This is a genomic window from Salsuginibacillus halophilus (genome assembly GCF_003014715.1).
Classification (GTDB): Bacteria; Bacillota; Bacilli; order Bacillales; family Marinococcaceae; genus Salsuginibacillus; species Salsuginibacillus halophilus.
Genome location: NZ_PYAV01000013.1, coordinates 55525 through 75099, shown reverse-complemented (window position 1 = coordinate 75099; position 19575 = coordinate 55525). Strand labels below are relative to the sequence as shown.

General features: G+C 46.3%; 19 protein-coding genes. 1 reads left to right on the top strand and 18 read right to left on the bottom strand.

Going from position 1 to position 19575, the window contains the following annotated elements; all coding sequences use genetic code 11:
• Window positions 1-35: 35 nt before the first annotated feature.
• The 15 genes from B0H94_RS12360 to B0H94_RS12290 all read right to left on the bottom strand — a co-directional run bounded on the left by B0H94_RS12360 (window position 36) and on the right by B0H94_RS12290 (window position 16199).
• Entirely contained in the window at window positions 36-749 is a 714-nt protein-coding gene (locus B0H94_RS12360; RefSeq protein ID WP_106589583.1) for a response regulator, read from the bottom strand.
• On the bottom strand, window positions 743-2347 hold the full coding sequence (locus B0H94_RS12355) for an ATP-binding protein (RefSeq protein ID WP_245894014.1): 1605 nt from the start codon (window positions 2345-2347) through the stop codon (window positions 743-745). Before B0H94_RS12355 ends, B0H94_RS12360 begins: the two co-directional genes overlap by 7 nt.
• Window positions 2348-3375: 1028 nt before the next feature.
• A complete protein-coding gene (locus B0H94_RS12350; RefSeq protein ID WP_245894008.1) occupies window positions 3376-4896 on the bottom strand; it encodes a tripartite tricarboxylate transporter permease in 1521 nt (506 codons plus the stop codon).
• A 24-nt stretch (window positions 4897-4920) separates the two neighbouring features.
• A complete protein-coding gene (locus B0H94_RS12345) occupies window positions 4921-5403 on the bottom strand; it encodes a tripartite tricarboxylate transporter TctB family protein (protein ID WP_106589581.1) in 483 nt (160 codons plus the stop codon).
• A 109-nt stretch (window positions 5404-5512) separates the two neighbouring features.
• Window positions 5513-6490, bottom strand: a complete 978-nt coding sequence (locus B0H94_RS12340) for a Bug family tripartite tricarboxylate transporter substrate binding protein (RefSeq protein WP_106589580.1) — start codon at window positions 6488-6490, stop codon at window positions 5513-5515.
• 453 nt (window positions 6491-6943) lie between these two features.
• Entirely contained in the window at window positions 6944-7888 is a 945-nt protein-coding gene (gene trxB, locus B0H94_RS12335; RefSeq protein WP_106589579.1) for a thioredoxin-disulfide reductase, read from the bottom strand.
• Window positions 7889-7992: 104 nt separating this feature from the next.
• Window positions 7993-9066: a tetratricopeptide repeat protein gene (locus B0H94_RS12330; protein WP_106589578.1), complete on the bottom strand. Its 1074-nt coding sequence runs from the start codon at window positions 9064-9066 to the stop codon at window positions 7993-7995.
• Between the two features lie 690 nt (window positions 9067-9756).
• Entirely contained in the window at window positions 9757-10389 is a 633-nt protein-coding gene (gene hisIE / locus B0H94_RS12325) for a bifunctional phosphoribosyl-AMP cyclohydrolase/phosphoribosyl-ATP diphosphatase HisIE (RefSeq protein WP_106589577.1), read from the bottom strand.
• Window positions 10386-11144, bottom strand: coding sequence for an imidazole glycerol phosphate synthase subunit HisF (hisF, locus tag B0H94_RS12320; RefSeq protein WP_106589576.1), 759 nt, complete (start codon window positions 11142-11144; stop codon window positions 10386-10388). The genes hisIE and hisF overlap by 4 nt, the downstream gene beginning before the upstream one ends.
• Window positions 11138-11878 carry a 1-(5-phosphoribosyl)-5-[(5-phosphoribosylamino)methylideneamino]imidazole-4-carboxamide isomerase gene (hisA, locus tag B0H94_RS12315; RefSeq protein ID WP_106589575.1) on the bottom strand — a complete coding sequence of 247 codons (741 nt, stop codon included), beginning with the start codon at window positions 11876-11878 and terminating at the stop codon, window positions 11138-11140. The genes hisF and hisA overlap by 7 nt, the downstream gene beginning before the upstream one ends.
• Complete coding sequence (gene hisH / locus B0H94_RS12310; RefSeq protein WP_106589574.1) at window positions 11871-12515, bottom strand: imidazole glycerol phosphate synthase subunit HisH; 645 nt, start codon at window positions 12513-12515, stop codon at window positions 11871-11873. Before hisH ends, hisA begins: the two co-directional genes overlap by 8 nt.
• 2 nt (window positions 12516-12517) lie before the next feature.
• The gene (gene hisB, locus B0H94_RS12305) at window positions 12518-13102 is read right to left on the bottom strand and encodes an imidazoleglycerol-phosphate dehydratase HisB (RefSeq protein WP_106589573.1); all 585 of its coding nucleotides are present in this window, start codon (window positions 13100-13102) and stop codon (window positions 12518-12520) included.
• Window positions 13083-14381 carry a histidinol dehydrogenase gene (gene hisD, locus B0H94_RS12300; protein ID WP_106589572.1) on the bottom strand — a complete coding sequence of 433 codons (1299 nt, stop codon included), beginning with the start codon at window positions 14379-14381 and terminating at the stop codon, window positions 13083-13085. Before hisD ends, hisB begins: the two co-directional genes overlap by 20 nt.
• Complete coding sequence (gene hisG / locus B0H94_RS12295) at window positions 14378-15016, bottom strand: ATP phosphoribosyltransferase (protein WP_106589571.1); 639 nt, start codon at window positions 15014-15016, stop codon at window positions 14378-14380. The genes hisD and hisG overlap by 4 nt, the downstream gene beginning before the upstream one ends.
• On the bottom strand, window positions 15009-16199 hold the full coding sequence (locus B0H94_RS12290; RefSeq protein WP_106589570.1) for an ATP phosphoribosyltransferase regulatory subunit: 1191 nt from the start codon (window positions 16197-16199) through the stop codon (window positions 15009-15011). Before B0H94_RS12290 ends, hisG begins: the two co-directional genes overlap by 8 nt.
• Before the next feature lie 212 nt (window positions 16200-16411).
• On the opposite strand from B0H94_RS12290, the gene cax reads away from it, so the two are divergent.
• Window positions 16412-17464: a calcium/proton exchanger gene (cax, locus tag B0H94_RS12285; protein WP_106589569.1), complete on the top strand. Its 1053-nt coding sequence runs from the start codon at window positions 16412-16414 to the stop codon at window positions 17462-17464.
• Here the strand turns inward: cax and B0H94_RS12280 are convergent.
• From B0H94_RS12280 to B0H94_RS12270, 3 genes are read right to left on the bottom strand one after another with little or no spacing between them, the layout of a single operon-like run.
• Entirely contained in the window at window positions 17461-17958 is a 498-nt protein-coding gene (locus B0H94_RS12280) for an acyltransferase (RefSeq protein ID WP_106589568.1), read from the bottom strand. The genes cax and B0H94_RS12280 overlap by 4 nt on opposite strands.
• On the bottom strand, window positions 17955-18602 hold the full coding sequence (ppaX, locus tag B0H94_RS12275) for a pyrophosphatase PpaX (protein ID WP_106589567.1): 648 nt from the start codon (window positions 18600-18602) through the stop codon (window positions 17955-17957). The genes B0H94_RS12280 and ppaX overlap by 4 nt, the downstream gene beginning before the upstream one ends.
• Window positions 18592-19548 (bottom strand): nucleoside recognition domain-containing protein, encoded by a 957-nt coding sequence (locus B0H94_RS12270; protein ID WP_106589566.1) that lies wholly within the window; start codon window positions 19546-19548, stop codon window positions 18592-18594. Before B0H94_RS12270 ends, ppaX begins: the two co-directional genes overlap by 11 nt.
• Window positions 19549-19575: the final 27 nt, after the last annotated feature.

The window sequence follows — 19575 nt, the reverse complement described above, 5'->3', positions numbered from 1 at the left end:
AAAAAACGCCCAACCGGTCATCGGCGGGCGAACATTTAAGAAACGATAATATAACGGCGCTCAGGTCGACCTACATCTCCATACGTTACAGAGACTTTCGCAGAACCTGTACCTATTAAATATTCCAAGTAGCGCCTGGCCGTCGAACGGCTTGCACCAATCTGTTCAGCAACTTTTACAGCTGTTGTCCCGACGTGTCCAGCATCTGCTAAAGCTTCCTGCACATTTCTTAACGTTAATGGGTCAATCCCTTTTGGTAAATTCAGCTCCTCTTCTGCTCCTACCGAGGGTGACGTAGTAAATGCTTTACCCATCAGCTTATCAAGCTCCTGCTGCTCTAACGACGTTTTCTCTTTCATTGCCTTACGGCTCAAAGCATAAGCATGTAAAGCTTTTTCAATTCGATCTTGATTTAAAGGCTTCATAATATAATCAAAAATACCAGCCCGCAGCGCCTCTTGTATAATATCTGTCTCTTTTGAAGCTGTTAACATAATGACATCTACTTGCTGGTACGACTGCCTAAGCTCCCAAAGAAACTCCAAACCTTTTACATCAGGCAAATATACATCTAACAATACCACATCAATCTTTGATCCATATAATTGCAGCTTCTCTCGAGCTTCAACTGCTGTTTTTGCCTGGCTGAATACTTGAAAGCCTTCCACGGCTTGTACAAACGCTTGATTTATATCAGCAACACGAAAATCATCTTCAACAATAAGAACATTTATTCTTTCGTTTACCATGGTAATTTCCCCCTTCCCGGCTGCGCTTTTGGAACTGCAATAATCATACAAGCTCCACCGAGGTCGCTTTCTTCAAACGACAACGTACCACCCAGCTCATCAACGGCCGTCTGTACCAAGGTTAAGCCGACACCACGGTTGCCGTTTTTACCTTTACTCGAATAACCTTGCTGCAACCAAACTGTATGTTCACCCGTTTTGAAACCTGGACCACTATCCTCGATTTCAAACACGAGATCGTCTCCAAAATCAGTGAAGGCAATACGTACAGTCGGTCTTCGTTCCTGCATACAGCTCAAAGCTGCTTCAACAGCATTTTCAACGACGTTCCCGATGATCGTAACGAGATGCTCCCGCTGATCTTCGTTTAATGAAGATTGAAGACTACTCTCCGATTCCACCTCAAGCTGCACACCTAATTCTCGTGCACGGTTCATTTTTCCGAGAAGCACAGCACTGATTAACGTGTCCTCGACATTGTAAATTAAAAATTGAATCGAATCCTGCTGCACCTGCGCTTCTTTATTAATAAATGCAATCGCTTCATCCGGTCGACTTAACTGCAAGAGTCCTGATATCGTATAAAGCTTATTCGAAAATTCATGGGTCTGCGCCCTCAAGCCTTCCGCATATTCTTTAATTTTTGTTAATTCCCGCGACAGTTCCAACATCTCGGTACGATTTCGAAATGTGGCTACGGCTCCGGTAATCGTGTGATTATGATAAATCGGTACCCTGTTGACGATGACATATTCGCCACCAATCCATAAATCCTGGTTGAATTGAGGCTTCCCGTTTTCTAGCACCTCGAGAAGTCCTGTATGCGGGAATACACTTGTAATATCACGTCCGACAAACAGAGCTTCATCGTCATTCATATGCTGAGCTGCTGCTTGATTTACCGTTTGAATCTTCCCATTTGCATCTATTGCAATTAACCCTTCATGTACCGATTGAATTACGGCTTCGCGTTCTTTATAAAGCCGGCCGATTTCGTGAGGCTCTAAGCCATAAATCGAACGCTTTACAAGCAGAGAAATAACACCAGCTCCAAGCCAGCCAAACGCTAAAAGGCCGCCAATGATATACCACGTATCGGTTAAGTATTCGCCTGCAGTTAATTGAACATCCTCCTGTAAAAAACCTACAGATACAACACCAATGACATTTCCTTCTATATCAAGCACAGGGGTTTTCCCACGAACAGACGGGCCGAGAGACCCTTCTGCCTCAGAGACGTATGATTCACCTGCGAATGCACGTTCATTATCGCCACCAACCATCTGCTCGCCAATTCGGTCTTCAACAGGGTGGGAGTAACGAATTGATTCCAAGTTTCCGACCACGATAAACTCGGCACCGATCTCTTGACGGATTCCTTCCGCAATCGGCTGAATGATGTTTTCTGGGTTTTCTAACTCGAAAGCTTCAACCACTGCTGGCATGCCTGCAATACTTTGAGCGATATGCAGTGCTTGTTCACCTTTCTGCTCTTTCATTTGATCCGCAGAATGCTGATTAAAATAGTACCCTAAAGCTAGAACAGTAACCGTGACTAAAGTTCCCACGAGAATCAATATTTTTGTCAGCAATGTCACTCTTAAAGAAGGTGGAAATAATTTCTCCCTCAATATCATTATTTGTCTCTCCAACCCTTGTTTCTAAAATGTAATCGCTTGCTTCATTATGTCATACGAATGTAGCACAAAGGTAGATTAAAAATTGGAAATTGTCGAATTTCGAAACTTGTGAATGAATTTCATCATTTGCAGAAGGTTATATTGAATCATGAACGTAACCAACACTACCGACGGATGCTTTCCCGAGGGCTTGCCTTCAGCTAACTTGTTCGAATAGTTCATGGATCTTCAGCCTGCGCTTGACCCTCTGGGAGTCGCCATCTTTCGTTTCGGTTACTTTTACATTTAATTTATACTTTTCGTTTTCAGACTGTGGACAAAGTACAAAACCAAACATTCAAGAATAACTTATTGCTCCGAGCCGCCGCATGAAGAGGATAAAAACCGAGTCATGAACGTAACCTTCACTTCAGATGGACGCTTTCCCGAGGGCTTGGCTTCAGCTAACTTGTTCGATTAAAGACCAATCGAACAAGTGGATCTTCAGCCTGCGCTTGATCCTCTGGGAGTCGCCATCTTTCGTTTCGGTAACTTTTACATTTGTCTTTTGTGTATGGTTCGTTTGATCGTTCATGAAGCATCATGATGAAATTAATTCATGTAGCTATCGCTTAATCAAAAGGACCTCTACCATTCATGATCATCAAATGACGCAAGGCTGACGAGCACCGGCGGTGACGCCACCAGGAACAGTGCGAGCCGAAAATCCTGCAGGCAGTGACTTTCTGCCGAGGAAGTTGAGGCCGTGACGGGAGCTAAGAAGACACGGTGACTTCAAGCGTTAACGCAGATCAAACCGATGTCGCACTTGTGCCCTCCGGGTGCAAGCGTCCGCCGAAAAGCGACATCAGCCTTCACTTTTTTAAAAAGTTTATCTACACGCTGGTTTTATCGCTCATAAAGCGTCATGATGAAATGGATTCTTATTAATAGGTATTAAAAAAAGCTGCGATAACCTCGTATCGCAGCCTTTCAATCATAACTATTTATGGCTGGGCAGCAGCTTTTGCTTTTGCGCGTCGCGCCTGCCAAATGGTGAATACAATCGACAGAACCGCAATGATTAAAAATGTTAATGATATCGGGCGCGTGAAAAATAACGTCCATTCCGGTTCGTTCATATACGCCCGGCGTAAGTTTGTTTCTGCAATTGGACCGAGAATGACCCCGATAATGACAGGGGCAAGCGTAAACTTATATTTCACAAAGATATAACCTACGATCCCCATAAGAAGCAAAATATAAAGATCTGTTACCCGGTTGTTTAATACGAATGTACCAAGAACACATAAAACTAAAATGACAGGAACAAGTACATGGGCCGGGATTTCTGTCACCCTGATAAAGTATTTAATACCGGTGAACTGTACAACCAACATAAAAAATGACGCTGCTAAAAAGGCAACAAATATACCGCCAACGATATTAGGTTCATTTGTAATTAAAAGCGGGCCGGGGTTAATTCCGTGCACCATTAAAGCAGAAAGAAGCACTGCCGTCACAGCTGAACCCGGGATACCTAAAGCAACCGTTGGAATTAAATCTCCGCCGACCGTTGAGTTATTACCGGCCTCCGAAGCTACAACGCCTTCATCGTGACCTTTCCCGAACTCATCCGGCGTTTTCGACCATTTTTTCGCCTGGTCATAAGCAATAATGTTGGCAATACTCCCTCCAGCACCGGGGATTGCCCCTACAATCGCCCCAATCGATGAAGACCGCAGTAAATTCACCGGTTTTCTCATCACTTGTTTTAACGTAGCGATCGGTCGTAAAACAAATTGAACATCCTTCGCTTTATCCTCCAGTCGGCGCTGCTGATCTTTTTCAAGCTCACTCGTTTGAATCGATTCCATCAAACGAGAAACAGCAAACATCCCAATCAAAACAACAAGAAATGGAATGCCGGCCCGCAGCGTGGCAAAATCAAAAGAAAAACGAGAAATTCCGCTAATTGGATCAGCACCCACCGTTGCAATCAATAAGCCAAACATCCCGGCAATTAAACCTTTTAAAACGGACTCTCCTGTAACGCTTGCAATGATTGTTAATGCAGCAACAATTAAAGCAAACATTTCCCATGGACCAAACATTAAGGCAAAAGAAGCAATTTGTGGCGCAATCGCAACAAGTAGAAATAAACTGACAATTGAACTTAAAAATGAAGCCCAGATGCCAATCGATAATGCTTTACCCGGCTGTCCGTTCCGCGCCATTGGAAAGCCATCAAACGTTGTTGCCACCGCCGAAGGTGTTCCTGGAATACCGAGCAGTGATGCTGTAATCAAACCACCTGACATTCCGCCGACAAGCACACCAATCATTGCTGCGACCCCGGAAACCGGATCTAGTCCAAACGTGAGCGGCAGTGTAAGCACAATCGCCATAGCAACTGTAAAACCCGGGATTAATCCTGTAATGATACCAGCAATCACGCCTAGTAAAATAATAAGTAGTACTTGGGGTTGAAAAATTTCTGCAATACCTAAATAGAGCAAATCAAACAAGGCTTTATCCTCCTTTCTTGTTTTTTAAATTAAAATTCCCGTTGGAAACCGCACATGAAGAGCTGTCTCGAAAAAGAAATACATCCCAAGCGTCAAAACGACAGCTACAATGCTCATGACAACCGCATTTCTTTTCGTCGTAGGACCTACTGTTAAACCAGCAGCTATAATAAACGCAATCGTTGTTACAATAAAACCAATAATATCAATTAGCCCAACATAAACGGCAAACATAGCTAGTATCAAAAATACAAGTTTATACTCTTTCAATACATAAGCTGTATAAGCTCTTATCCCCATTCCTGAACGTTCGGCTTGAGATTTATAAAGCTCCATACCTTTTCTAATAATTAAAATGACAGCTAAAATGGCAAGAATAACTGCAATTAAGCGTGGATAACTCCCTGCATCAAGTACAGGTTCTTCGAGTTGTGGAAAATCGCCGGAATTTGTATAAATTAAAATCGCTAAAATAATGATGAAAACACCGATCACAATCTCACCCATGCTGCTCTCCTTCCCCCTCACGATGAGTTTAGATGAAAAAGAGGACGTCAAAGCGCCCTCTTTTCATAACGACAGCTGTGCTTTCTTTGCGCTGCCTTAAATACCTGTTTTATTCCTCTTCCATATCAATTTCTTCGACCGTTTCTTGAATCATCTCATCTTGCTCATCAAGGTGCTCCTGATAAGCTTCAGGGCCCATAAAGTCAACTTCAGCACCTAAATCATTAATTTCATCAACATATTCATCTTGAGAAGCTGTTTCCTCAAAGTAATCACCAAGCACCTCAACAATTTCATCCGGGGTATCTGCCGGTGCAACATAGCCGCGATATAAAGACATATTAAAGTCGTAACCTTCTTCTTGGAACGTTGGTACATCATCAATCTGTTCAATCCGCTCATCTGTACCTGCAGCAACAAAATGCATATCGCCTGCTTCGACAAACTCAGAAGCTGAAGGATAATCCACAATCACCGCATCAACATGACCGCCGGCAAGGGCTTGAATGGCTTCGCCGAGTCCTTCATAACCTACCATTTCATGATCGATCTCAAGCGCATCAGCCATCTGCTCCGTCCAGACACGCGGAATACCACTTACTGTACCACCGAATTGAATTGTATTTTCTTGTCCATACTCAACGAAGTCTTCTAACGACTGTGCTTCAAAATCATCGGAAACCGCTAGAATTTGATCAGCTGAAGACATGGCCGCCAGTGGCGTGAATTCCTCGGTGAAATCTACACTCGTTACACCCGTATGTTCGGCAACTAAGTGACCTTCATGAATTTGTCCGATATGATAGCCATTCGCTTCTTCTTGCAAGAGTTCCTCCATACCGACAGTACCGCCTACACCGTCGATGTTCGTAACAACCACATTTTCATCCAACGTATCTTCAAGGTGCTCTGCAACCACACGCCCTTCGATATCACTACCCCCGCCCGGGCTCCATGGAATAATCATCTCTACTTCCCGGCTCGGAAAATCCTCCGCTGATTCCTCTTCTCCACCACATGCAGCGAGCAAAATCCCCGGTACTGCCAAAGTAAAGGCTGCAAGTGACGTACGCTTAAACTTACTCATCTCTTATACGCTCCTTTATTTTTTATCACTTTTTTGAAAATTTTGTTGCTATATGTCTGCTGAATGCTTTCTATACGCCCCCTACATTCATATCTGTTGAATAATCTGAATAATTGTGTAAAATTATAAGTTAAAACCTCGGATCAGTCAAACTGAAATTTGTGGAAAATTCTTTCTAAAAGTTATTTTTAACGGGGGGTTAAACTTCATTTTGTTCAAATAAAACGGCATTAACTAAACAAATGTTAACTAAAGCTTTGTTTGAAAACGCTCCAGCTTGACATTTGAAAAATTCATCACTTTACAAAAATATAAACAAAACAAAAAAAGAACGCAGGCAAATGCGCCTGCGCCAAAAATTCATTTATAAAAAAGGGGGGTTCTTTATTCAACTTTTATTGTAAAGATGAAATGTTTCATGTGAATTACATAGGCATTACGTCGAAATAACGATTACGAACCGACCTTCTCTTTCAATTCTTCAATGTAGTGCTGCGCCGTCTGTGCTGCAATACTACCATCACCTGTAGCGGTAACGATCTGGCGTAAGGACTTCTCGCGAATGTCACCGGCAGCAAAAATGCCCGGAACTTTCGTCTCCATCTCAGCATTTGTCACAACATAGCCTTCTTCATTTAAGATCCCAAGCCCATGAAGAGCGTCGTTCAACGGGAGCATACCAATGTAAATGAATGCACCTTCGGTTTCAAAGTCATATTCTTCACCGGAGTTTACATCCATTAAAGTCACACTGCCAACCTTACCGTCTTTTTCATTAATTTCTTTCATCACATGACTCCACTTAAAGTCGATTTGATCATTTACAAATGCCCGCTGCTGTAGAATTTTCTGTGCGCGCAGCTCATCGCGGCGGTGAATAACTGTGACCTTTTTCGCAAAGCGCGTCAAATATACAGCCTCTTCAATGGCCGAGTCCCCGCCACCAACGACAACGATTTCTTTATCGCGGAAGAACGCACCATCACATACGGCACAATAAGAAACACCCTTACCGCTCAATTCTTTTTCACCCGGTACGCCTAGCGCTTTATACTCTGCACCTGTACCGACGATGACCGCTCGTGCTTTATAAGATTTATTACCAGCATTAATGAGTTTGTAGGCACCGTGATCTTCAATAGACTTAATATCGCCATGGGCATATTCAGCCCCGAATTTCTGCGCATGCTGAAACATTTTTGTCGACAGATCCGGACCGAGAATATGATCAAATCCAGGGTAGTTCTCTACATCCTCTGTGTTTGCCATCTGTCCGCCTGGCATGCCCCGCTCCAGCATCAAGGTACTAAGTTCTGCGCGTGCTGTGTAAACCGCTGCAGTCATGCCCGCAGGACCTGCACCTGCAATAATCACATCATAAATTTGCTCTTCGGTCATAAGACCTTCACTCCTTTTTCATAATCACCTGATCGTTACGATAACTTATCTGCGTACTCTATATTAGAAGATGTCTTTTATCCTGTCCATTATGATGCTCACACTTACATATTGAAAACATGATCCAAGTCTTCAAACAGCTCAAGTTCCAAATTTTCAACGGTTAAATCTCCGTGGGCCCAGGCTGCTAACAGCATTTCTGCACCAGTATGCCCTTGCGCCTGCGCCTCACGCCACCACCGTTCAGCCCTGCGACTATCATTTTCATAAAACGCCGCGGCGCCAGCATAAAACAAATGGACGGCAAGAAGGTCTACAGAACGCCGTTCGAAGCGACGCGCCCATCTATAAGCTTCAGCATAATAACCAAAAGCCGCAAACGCTGAAAAGAGCTTTTTCGCCTGCGCCGGCTCTAGCGGAACGAGCGGTCGCATTGCTTCTAAACATTGATCAGCTTCGTCTTTACGCCCCTGTCTCTCATAGTAAAGAGCAAGCTGACAGAGCGCTGGTACATAAGCCGTATCATCCATTAACTCTTCAAGATAAACAATCGCTTCTTCAAGCCGACCATCAAGGGAGAGCACATAAGCAAGCCGTGTGTACGCCGGACGATATGCTGGAAAGTCTACAATAAGACCTTCAAGCATATCGCGTGCCTGCGATAAATGGCCGCCGGCGATCAGCCGACCAGCCTGCTCATAGTTAATGATCAACTCGTCATTTTCAACGTCCTCAGCCGCCTGTTCATCCGTGCCATCTGTATCTTCAGTTTCTTGTTCAAGCATCTCTAACAATTCTTGAGCATCTTTTTCAAAATCACCGGAAGGACTCCGCTTCAAATACGTTGTTGCCGTTTCTTTCGCTTTATCAAACAGCCCTTGGTGGGCGTAGTTATTCGCAAGGAAAAAGTAGCATTCTGCCATGTTAGGGTTTAAATGATCCAAAACGTGGTGCAGCCACTCATTCGACCGTTCAAATTGACCCATGTCCGCGAGCACAGCAGCCAGCTGGCACTGAAACACGCCTTCATTCGGACGGAGGTCAATCGCTTTTTTTAAATATTTCACTGCGCGTTCAAATTCCTGACGCTGATACGCATTCACACCGCGCTTGAAAAAATATTCGCCGTTTTGCAGAAAAGGAATGACACGTCCCTTTTTCGATATATGCGAAGTCATGATTGACGTACCTCCATGGGTAAAGACTTACAACTAGATTAGTATATCATTTTAAACTGTGAAACCTCAAAAAGAAATTCCTAACAAAATCCATATACGCCCATACAAAAAGCCGGGGCATGCCCGGCTTCATTGTGTATACAACCTTGACGTCGCTTTTCGGCGGACGCTTGCACCCTGAGGGCAAAAGTGCGACCTCGGACTGACGCTTGATCTCACCGTGTCTTCTTAGCCCTCGTCACGGCCTCAACTTCCTCGGCAGAAAAATGCTGCCTGCGGGATTTTCGGCTTGTTGTTCTGCGAAGGCGTCGCCGCCGATGCTCGTCAACCGCTCTTTATTTCATACTTGGGCTAGGTGTCTGGCACGCTTTTTGGTGCCTGACACCTAAAAATATTGATCCATTGTGAAAGTGAATCGTTAGCTGAAGCCAAACCCTCGGGTAAGCGTCCGTCTTTCGTTTCGGTTACGTTCATGATTCGGTTTTTATCCTCTTCATGCGGCAGTCCGAGGCTCGGAGCAGTAAGCTGTCCGTGAATGCTTGACATTGTACTTTATCGACATCTGAGGCGGGGCATTGTATACAAACTTGCCGGCGCTTTTCGGCGGACGCCTGCCCCCCTTAGGGCAAAAGATGTGCCGTCAGCTGTTCCACAGTCCCTAGAATCTACAGAACTTATATCTTATATGATTCACTTCTGACCATGCCGGTTTTCAAGCACCTGCACAATATCATCAAGTGCTACACCTTGTTCACGCAACAATACGAGCATATGATAAAGAAGGTCCGCAGCTTCAAGTGAGAGCTCAGACGCATCGCGGTTTTTCGCTGCAATAATGACTTCGCTCGCCTCTTCGCCTACCTTCTTTAAAATTTTATCGACGCCTTCCGTAAACAAGTACGTTGTGTAAGCTCCTTCCGGCATTTCCACACTGCGCTTGGCAATGGTCTCTTCAAGTTCATGAATAATTGCAAAACGGTCCTGTTCGGCTGCTGGTACTTCGCTTTCAAACAGCACGTTCGAAAAGCAGCTGTAATCTCCTTTATGACACGCAGGCCCATTTGGACGAGCAAGAACAACCAATGCGTCTTGGTCACAGTCATAACGGATCTCCTCCACCACCTGCGTATTTCCTGATGTTGCACCTTTATGCCAAAGCTCTTGGCGTGAGCGGGAGTAAAACCACGTCTCTTTCGTTTCAATCGTCTTTTGAAGCGACTCACGGTTCATATAAGCAACTGTAAGCACCTCTTTACTCTGCCGGTCCTGTACGACAGCCGGAATTAACCCGTCTGCATCAAAGGACAAATCCTCCACCTTCACCGTACGACCACTCCTTGTTCGTCAAGCAGCTTTTTCACTTCAGCTACAGACGTTTCTTTGTAATGAAAAATCGATGCTGCAAGTGCCGCATCCGCATTGGATTGTTGAAAGACCGGTGGAAAGTGTTCCCCGGCACCGGCACCACCTGAGGCAATGACCGGGACGGATACAACTTCATTTACGGCTTCAGTTAGTGCCAGATCAAAGCCGGTTTTTGCGCCGTCTTGATCCATACTTGTAAGTAGAATTTCACCTGCGCCGCGCTCAACAACTTCGCGGGCCCATGCTTTCACTTCAAGCGCTGTACTGTTACGGCCGCCATGCGTATAAACACGCCAGGAACCTAATGATTCATCATACTTCGCATCAATTGCAACAACAATGCACTGGCTGCCAAAATAATCTGCGCCTTCAGTGATCAGCTCTGGCCGCTTAACAGCTGCTGTATTGAGCGAAACTTTGTCTGCTCCGGCGCGTAAAATGGCACGCATATCTTCGAGTGCATTAATTCCACCGCCGACAGTGAATGGAATGGCGAGTGTCCCAGCCACTTCTTCAACGACATCAATCATGGTTTTCCGGCCTTCATGAGAAGCGGAAATATCTAAAAAAACGAGTTCATCGGCACCTTCTTGATCATAAAATGTAGACAACTCCACAGGGTCACCGGCATCACGAAGCCCGAGAAACTGAACGCCCTTAACCACTCGGCCGTCTTTGACATCCAAACACGGAATAATGCGCTTGGTTAGCATGGGCCGTCGACCTCCTTTAAAGCTGTTTTCGTGTCGACTCGGCCGGTGTAAATGGCTTTCCCTACGATCGCACCAGCAACCCCTTCATCTGCGCGGCGCTGCAAAACGTGCAAGTCTTCAAGCACGCTTACGCCACCGGAGGCTATAACATCTTTCCCAGTTGCTTTTGCAAGCGAAGCAATGGCTTCAACATTTGGTCCATTCAGCGTACCGTCTTTTTCAATATCAGTGAAAATAAACGTCTCCGCACCGTGTGCTGCCATTTGTTGACCAAGGGCCTCGGCTGTAACTTCAGAAGTTTCCAGCCAGCCGTTCACAGCCACATAACCGTTACGTGCGTCAAGTCCAATGACAATCTGCTCCCCGTACATTTCAAGCATTTTCTGACAAAATTCCGGATGTGAAACAGCAACACTCCCTAGAATGACGCGGTCGACACCGTTTTCTAAGTAATACGCCACATCTTCTTCTGTCCGGATTCCGCCACCCACTTGAATTGCAGCCGGCAGTTCTTTAGCGGCTTTTACGACATGCTCATGGTTGATGCGGCGCTTTTCTTTCGCCCCGTCTAAATCTACCATATGAATCCAGCGTGCGCCGGCATCGGCAAATGATTTTGCCATGTCAAACGGAGAGTCACCATAAACGGTTTCTTGATTATAATCCCCTTGTAACAGACGTACGCACTTGCCGCCGCGCATATCAATCGCCGGATAAACTGTAAACTCAGCCACGTGCCTTCACCTCCTGCGCTACAAAATTACCAAAGTTTTCAAGCATCGCCATACCGAGCTGACTGCTTTTCTCCGGGTGAAACTGTGTCCCCATCGTTGCATTTTGTCCGACCACTGCCGGCACTTCGACGTCATAGGTACACGTTGCAATTAAAATATCACGGCTTTTTACCTCCACAACGAACGAGTGAACAAAATACACATGCCCCGGCGCTGTGTTTTGCAGCAAGGTATGTTCAGGCTGCCAAAATGTAAGCAGGTTCCAGCCCATATGCGGCACTTTATACGCTTCCCCAGCTTCAGTCACACCTCGAAACCGGCGCACACGGCCTGGTAAAAGGTTTAAACCTTGGGTCGTTCCGTTTTCTTCACTTTCTTCAAACAACAACTGCATCCCTAAGCAGATCCCAAGCAGCGGCCGATCCGCTTGCGACCATTCCCGGATAAACGGTGCAAGGCCATCTGCTTCAAGAATATTCATCGCATCTTTAAACGAGCCAACCCCCGGGAGAATAAGGCCGTCGGCTTCTTTTAATTCTTCGACATACGGCGAAATAAAATAAGACAATCCAAGACGCTCCATCGCTTTGCTCACGCTGTGCAAGTTACCCATGCCGTAATCAATAATGCCGATCATGTTTACAACATTCCTTTCGTAGACGGCACCCCTTGTACGCGCTCATCAATGGAGGACGCTTCATCAAGGGCACGACCGAGCGCTTTAAACACCGCTTCAATCATATGGTGGGTATTTGTTCCGTAATGAACAATGACGTGCAGGTTGATACGCGCCTCAAGCGCAAACTTCCATAAAAACTCATGGACAAGCTCTGTATCAAATGTACCTACTTTTTCAGCAGGCAGCTCGCCGCGCAGCTCCAAATGCGGCCGGTTACTTAAATCAACGACAACTTGGGCAAGGGCTTCATCCATCGGTACAAATGCATTCCCGTAACGACGGATCCCTTTTTTATCACCGAGGGATTCTTTAAATGCCTGACCGAGGCAGATCCCTACATCTTCGGTCGTATGATGGTCATCCACCTCGGTGTCACCGCGGGCTGTCACGTCTAAATCAAAATGGCCGTGCTTACGAAACAAATCAAGCATATGGCTTAAAAACGGTACATCTGTAGCTACTGTGCCGCTTCCGTTCCCATCCGCTGTAAAGGTAAGTTGAATATCTGTTTCTCCAGTGGTTCGTTCAATCGTTTTCGTCCGCATCTTCGCCTGCATCTCCTTTCGTCCGTAGCTCTACCGCCCGAGCATGAGCTTCAAGCCCTTCCATCCGCGCAAGTGCCGCAATATCAGGGCCGTCACGGTGAATTGCTTCTTTTGTATATCGAATCACACTGGACTTTTTCGTAAAATCCTCCACATTTAACGGGCTTGAAAACCGCGCTGTTCCATTTGTCGGAAGAACGTGGTTGGGCCCGGCAATATAGTCACCGACCGGCTCGGAACTATGTTCTCCGAGAAAAATCGCCCCAGCATGCTGCAGACGTCCGAGCAGTTCTTCAGGCGCTAGTGTCTGCACTTCTAAATGCTCCGGCGCTAACTGATTTACCGTATCAACGGCCTGCGCCATCGTTTCTGTTACATAGATTGCGCCGTAATCCGTAATCGAAGCCTGTGCAATCTCCTGCCGCGGAAGCCTCTCGAGCTGCCGGTTAACCTCTGTTGAAACAAGCTGTGCGAGCGCTTCGCTCGGCGTGACTAAAATCGCAGACGCCATTTCGTCATGCTCCGCCTGCGATAACATATCCGCAGCGATATAATCCGGCCGAGCACGATCATCAGCAAGTACAACAACTTCACTTGGACCAGCGATCATATCAATATCAACCTTGCCGAACACCTCGCGTTTGGCTAGCGCAACATAAATATTCCCCGGGCCTGTAATTTTATCTACAGCCGGCACCGTCTCTGTACCATACGCAAGAGCTGCAACTGCTTGTGCGCCGCCGGCTTTCAACACCGTTTCCACACCGAGTTCGCTCGCGGTCACGAGCACCCCCGGCGCAAGCGTACCGTCAGCCGCCGGCGGTGACACCATAACAATCCGTTTGACGCCGGCCACCTGAGCTGGAATGACATTCATCATAATCGTTGACGGATAGGCCGCTTTACCCCCGGGCACGTATACACCAGCTGCATGTAACGGCGTGATTTTTTGACCAAGCATGGTTCCATCTTCTTCGGTCGTCATCCACGACTGCTGCACTTGGCGCTCATGAAACCGACGAATGTTAGCTGATGCTTTGCGAATCGCCGCAAGCTCTGCTTCGCTCACATGTTCATATGCTGCCTGCATCTCTTCAGTTGTTACTTTGATGTGATCAAGCTTGGCACCATCGAGCTGCTCGGTATAACGAAACAAAGCTTCATCACCTTTTTGCTGCACCTCGGAAATAATCTCACGCACCGTCGCCTGCTGCTGAGCGGTTCCGGTATCTAAATCACGCGCGAGACTTTCACTGCCGTCAACGTAAATAATGTTCACTCTGCATCCCCCTCTACAACAGACGCAAGGCGTTCAACCATCTCTTCAATTGCTTCATCTTTCACCCGGTAGCTGACTGGATTCACAATTAAGCGTGACGTAATGTGGACAACTTCTTCTGTTTCCACCAGTCCATTTTCCCGAAGGGTCCCACCGGTCGAAACGATGTCTACAATCCTGTCAGCTAAACCGACGAGCGGGGCAAGCTCAATCGAGCCGTTAAGCTTAATCACTTCAACCTGCTCACCTTGCTCTTTAAAATACTTCGCCGCCGTCTTTGGGTATTTGGAGGCAACTTTTGGCGCAATCGTACTCGGCGTCTGCCCCGGAAGACTTGCTACCGCCAAATAACAGGCACTGATATTTAAATCCAGCACTTCATACACATCACGCTCGTCTTCAAGCATGACATCTTTACCGGCCACCCCGATATCTGCCACACCGTGCTCCACATAGGTCGGAACATCGGTTGGCTTTGCAAGAAAGAATTTCATATTCGCCTCAGGCGCTTCAACGATCAGCTTACGTGAATCATCAAAGGCATCTGGCAAACGATAGCCCGCCTGTCGGAGAAGCTCGGCAGCCTCATCAAAGATCCGCCCTTTCGGCATAGCAATTGTTAATTGTTCACTCATCGCGCGCACCCTCCCCTTGCGTTTGTCCAATGTAAGAAAGCACATGCTGATAAGCAGCGGTCAGTCCATCAAGATCAGCGGCCCCTGCCACATCCTGCAGAACGACAACCTCACCTCTGCCTCGCAGCTTTGCGGCTTCAGTGAGTGCCTCTTTTCTTCGTTCGCTGCTGAACAAAATCAGCGTTTCTTCCGGCTTAGCTTTCGTCGCACCCAGTGCTTCTACAAGTCGATCTACGCGGATCCCAAAACCTGTTGCCTGCGCCGGACGGTCAAACTTTTCGAGCAGCTCATCGTAACGTCCCCCGCTTGAAAGCGGAAAGCCGAGCGTACTCCCGTAGCCTTCAAAAACAACCCCTGTATAGTAATCCATGTGCATCACAAGGTTTAAATCAAATGTAATATAATCAGTTAAATCATAAGCCTCAAGCGCATCATATAGCGCCTGCAGGTTGTCGAGTGCTTCAGCCGCTCTACCGTTATTCACAATTGTACGTGCTTCATCAAGCGTCTCAATACCGCCGCGCAGCTTTAAAAGACGAAGCAGACGATCACGGTCTACAGATGATACCGGCAGCGTTTTTACGTGCTGTTTAAAACCGACAAAGTTTTTTTCGTACAAGTAGCGGCGCAGTTGAGCTGCACGTTCTTCTTTACCAACAATATCGGCAAGCAGCGCATTCACGTAGCCAATATGACCGATCGCGAGTTTAAAGTCCGTCAGTCCAGCCGCTTTTAACGACTCTGCCATAAGCGCGATCACCTCTGCGTCCGCACTTGCCGTCGGATCACCAACAAGTTCAACACCAAGCTGCTCAAATTCAGCCGGCCGGCCGCCTTCATGCTGCTGGGCGCGGAACAAATTGGCACAATAGGACAAACGAAGTGGCAGCGGCTGATCTTTTAAACTTGAACTTGCCACCCGCGCAATTGGTGCTGTCATATCCGGGCGCAGCACAAGCGTGTGGCCTTGTTGGTCAAGCAGCTTAAACAACTGCTGATCCAAAATCGCCGATGAATCTCCTACTGTGTCGTAATACTCCAATGCCGGGGTTTCAATCGGATAATATCCCCAACGTTCCATCATTTGCTGCATGCTGTTTGTTGCTTCGCGCTTTGTTTCATAAAGCACCGGCAGCGTATCCCGCATACCGAGCGGTTTTTCAAACATAAATGGTTCTGTCATCACTTAACGCTCCTTTAATCAACCCGTTGGATTTAATCTATTTTACGCCATCCTTTAGTTCGCTAATGTGATAATGAGATAAAGTAATATATTCGTTAGTTTACATCTCCGGAGGCTCTCCGTCAATTTAAACTGTCCCTTTTCTTACTTTGCGCATGAAGCTCTTAAGAGGTGCAAACACTACTGCGGAGATTGACGAAGGAGAGTAGCCCATGAAACGCATCTTTTTTCTCTTAGCAATTATCGGTCTTCCACTTGGTACAGCCGGCGACTGGTTCCGCGTTAATGAAACATGGATGTTTATTGTGTATGCCTTAACGATCGTTGGTCTTGCTGCATATATGGGGCGGGCTACCGAAAGCATTGCCATTCATGCTGGAGAACGAATCGGCGGGCTTTTAAATGCTACATTCGGCAATGCTGCAGAACTTATCATTTCAATTTTTGCGCTTTATGCCGGCTACACGTCCATCGTCCTTGCATCTATGACTGGGGCTGTGCTTGGCAACCTGCTTCTCGTATGTGGTTTTTCATTTTTAGTTGGCGGGATAAAAAAGAAACGACAGTCATTTAATGAACACGACGCCCGCCATAATGGTGGCATGTTAATGCTTGGGATTGTAACAGCATTTGTCTTCCCGCATATCTTTGCCAGCCAGACGAGCGCAGGTGAAGCGATGACTTTAAGTGTGTTTGTCGCCGTCATTTTAATGATTTTATATATTTCCGGCTTAATCTTCCGGCTCGTTACACACCATAGTGTTTATCCTGGACAGGACAATGGTACAGATGAAGAAGAAACACCTGAATGGACAAAAGGTAGATCGTTTCTCATTTTACTAAGCGCAACGGTCGGTGTTGCTTACATGAGCGAAAAACTTGTCCGTACATTTGAGGCGGTAGGAGAAAGTTTCGGCTGGAGTGAGTTGTTTCTTGGTGTCATTGTTATAGCCATTGTCGGAAACGCAGCCGAGCACGCTTCTGCCATTTACCTTGCCTACCGGAGCAAACTAAATGCTTCTGTGGAAATTGCTGTTGGTTCGTCCATTCAAATTGCCATGTTTGTTGTGCCGGTACTTGTCTTACTATCCCTTGCATTTAACAACCATATGCCGCTCGTATTTACGATGCCGGAACTTATAGCGATGGTACTCGCCGTTTTGCTCTCGATTGTCGTTACGATGGATGGCGATACGAATTGGTTTGAAGGCGCTATGCTGCTCGCTGCCTACGCGATTCTTGCCACCGGCTTTTACTTCCTTTAATCATCGGTTGATTCTCCAGGCTTAATAACAGTCATTGGATTACCTCCAACAAAAGCACCTGGAGCTACATCCCTGTGTACGAGCGTCCCTGCAGCCACAACAGCGCCATCGCCAATCTTCACACCTGGAAGAATGGTTGTGTTCGCACCAATCATCACCCGGCTGCCAATCTCAACATCGCCGAGCCGGTATTCTTCAATTAAATACTCGTGAGCAAGGATGGTTGTGTTGTAGCCGATAATACTATTTCGACCGACACTGATTTTTTCCGGAAACATCACATCAAGCATTACCATAAGCGCAAACGCCGATTCCTTTCCGACCTCCATCCTTAAAAACGTGCGATACAGCCAGTTTTTCATGGGGAGAAAGGGTGTGTAACGTGCCATTTGAATAACAACAAAGTTTTTTGCTACTTTCCAAAATGGAACGGTCCGGTACACGTGCCAAAGCGAATTTGCACCTTCTACAGGGTACCGGGTTGTTCGTCTCATGCCCGGCCGTCCTTAACCACTTCTAAAAGATCCGGCATTTTTTCAAGCATCACATCCGGTTCATACGCCTGAAGTGCATCACGTCCTTTAATCGACCAGGCAACCCCTGCTGTTTTCACACCGGCATTTTTTCCGCCAAGCACATCGTGATGGCTGTCGCCAACCATTAATGTTTGTTCAGGCATAGCTTCGAGTTCTTCCATTGCTTTGTGAAGCGGCTCTGGATTTGGTTTCACCTGGTCCACATCGTTATACGTGATAACGGTGGAAAAATAACGGTCTAAACCAGCAGCTCTTAACCCCATATGCGCAGTCGTTACTCGTTTTGTCGTTACAATGGCAAGCTTAAATCCTTGTTCTGCAAGGGCTTCTATCGTTTCTCGCACCCCTTCATACTCCTCGATTAAATCATCGTGATGCAGCACATTATGCTTTCGGTATGCTTCAACCATCTCTTCTGCCCGTTCGGGACTAATGCTTTTAAACGTTTCATCAAGCGGCGGGCCGATAAACGGAATAATATCCTCACGTGCATAACCTGTATAACCAAACGTATGCAGCGTATGATCAAATGAAGAAATGATCAATTCGTTCGTGTTAATTAAAGTTCCATCTAAATCAAATAAAATTGTATTAATATCCATAAGTCGCCTCCTGTTCAGTGTTAGACGCTTCATCCTTCTCCAACCGATTCCAAATGTAGGCAATTAGCATCGTTAAAAGCACCGCTGTTACTAACCTAATGATTAAAAGCGGTAAGACAGGAATCCCAAGCGGAATAAAAATTAACGTATCCTCTATTACAGCGTGACATGCTACCAAAAAGATAAAAACAAGATAAAGATCTTTCTTTTTCACATTTTTCTCTTTTGCTTCTTGAATCATAACCCCTGCGCCAAAGGCTAAGCCGAACAAAAGACCAGATGCGAGTGTCGTCGATGTGTTCTTCTCAATCCCAAGCACACGGGTGAGCGGCGCCATCCCATTTGAAAACCGGTCAAGCCAGTTCATATCTTTCATCACTTGAATAAAAATCATGATGGGAATGACAACAAGCCCGATTTGAAACACGCCGACAGCAGCACTTGTTAAACCTTCAAGTACAACACCGCCCCAGCCGGAGACTTCCGGCTGCTGTGCGCCTGCTGCAAGCCCGTACTCTGCCGGCTCGCTTCCTCCCTGCCAAAACCAGTGAATCATAAAAGCAGAAAAAACAGCCAAACCGATCCGTACAGCAAGCACCACTGAAATACGCAAGCCGAGCTTAACAGCTATTGCCGATTCAACAAACAAGTTATGAGAAAATGAGAGCATCACTGCTAAAATAAATACTTCTTTAATCGTTAAATCGAGCGATAAAATTGCTCCAATCGCAGCGTATAAGTTCAACACATTTCCGAGTACAAGGGGAATCGCCGCCTCCCCTGGCAGGCCGATCCATGACATAAGCGGAGCTAGCTGTTCTGCGAGCCAGTCAAGCGCCGGTGTGTACCCAAGCACCGTCACAATTAACGTAATCGGAAAAATAATTTTTGCAAGCATCCACGTCGTTTTCAACCCGACGAGAAGGCCTTGTTTCAACGTCTGCATACACGCTCGCCTTTCCTTTCATGACAG

What these genes read in the sequence shown, in the direction of transcription:
- B0H94_RS12360 (WP_106589583.1), bottom strand. Translation starts at nt 749, where the DNA reads ATGGTAAACGAAAGAATAAATGTTCTTATTGTTGAAGATGATTTTCGT.
- B0H94_RS12345 (WP_106589581.1), bottom strand. Translation starts at nt 5,403, where the DNA reads ATGGGTGAGATTGTGATCGGTGTTTTCATCATTATTTTAGCGATTTTA.
- B0H94_RS12340 (WP_106589580.1), bottom strand. Translation starts at nt 6,490, where the DNA reads ATGAGTAAGTTTAAGCGTACGTCACTTGCAGCCTTTACTTTGGCAGTA.
- trxB (WP_106589579.1), bottom strand. Translation starts at nt 7,888, where the DNA reads ATGACCGAAGAGCAAATTTATGATGTGATTATTGCAGGTGCAGGTCCT.
- B0H94_RS12330 (WP_106589578.1), bottom strand. Translation starts at nt 9,066, where the DNA reads ATGACTTCGCATATATCGAAAAAGGGACGTGTCATTCCTTTTCTGCAA.
- hisF (WP_106589576.1), bottom strand. Translation starts at nt 11,144, where the DNA reads ATGCTAACCAAGCGCATTATTCCGTGTTTGGATGTCAAAGACGGCCGA.
- hisH (WP_106589574.1), bottom strand. Translation starts at nt 12,515, where the DNA reads ATGATCGGCATTATTGATTACGGCATGGGTAACTTGCACAGCGTGAGC.
- hisB (WP_106589573.1), bottom strand. Translation starts at nt 13,102, where the DNA reads ATGCGGACGAAAACGATTGAACGAACCACTGGAGAAACAGATATTCAA.
- hisG (WP_106589571.1), bottom strand. Translation starts at nt 15,016, where the DNA reads ATGAGTGAACAATTAACAATTGCTATGCCGAAAGGGCGGATCTTTGAT.
- B0H94_RS12290 (WP_106589570.1), bottom strand. Translation starts at nt 16,199, where the DNA reads ATGACAGAACCATTTATGTTTGAAAAACCGCTCGGTATGCGGGATACG.
- cax (WP_106589569.1), top strand. Translation starts at nt 16,412, where the DNA reads ATGAAACGCATCTTTTTTCTCTTAGCAATTATCGGTCTTCCACTTGGT.
- B0H94_RS12280 (WP_106589568.1), bottom strand. Translation starts at nt 17,958, where the DNA reads ATGAGACGAACAACCCGGTACCCTGTAGAAGGTGCAAATTCGCTTTGG.
- ppaX (WP_106589567.1), bottom strand. Translation starts at nt 18,602, where the DNA reads ATGGATATTAATACAATTTTATTTGATTTAGATGGAACTTTAATTAAC.
- B0H94_RS12270 (WP_106589566.1), bottom strand. Translation starts at nt 19,548, where the DNA reads ATGCAGACGTTGAAACAAGGCCTTCTCGTCGGGTTGAAAACGACGTGG.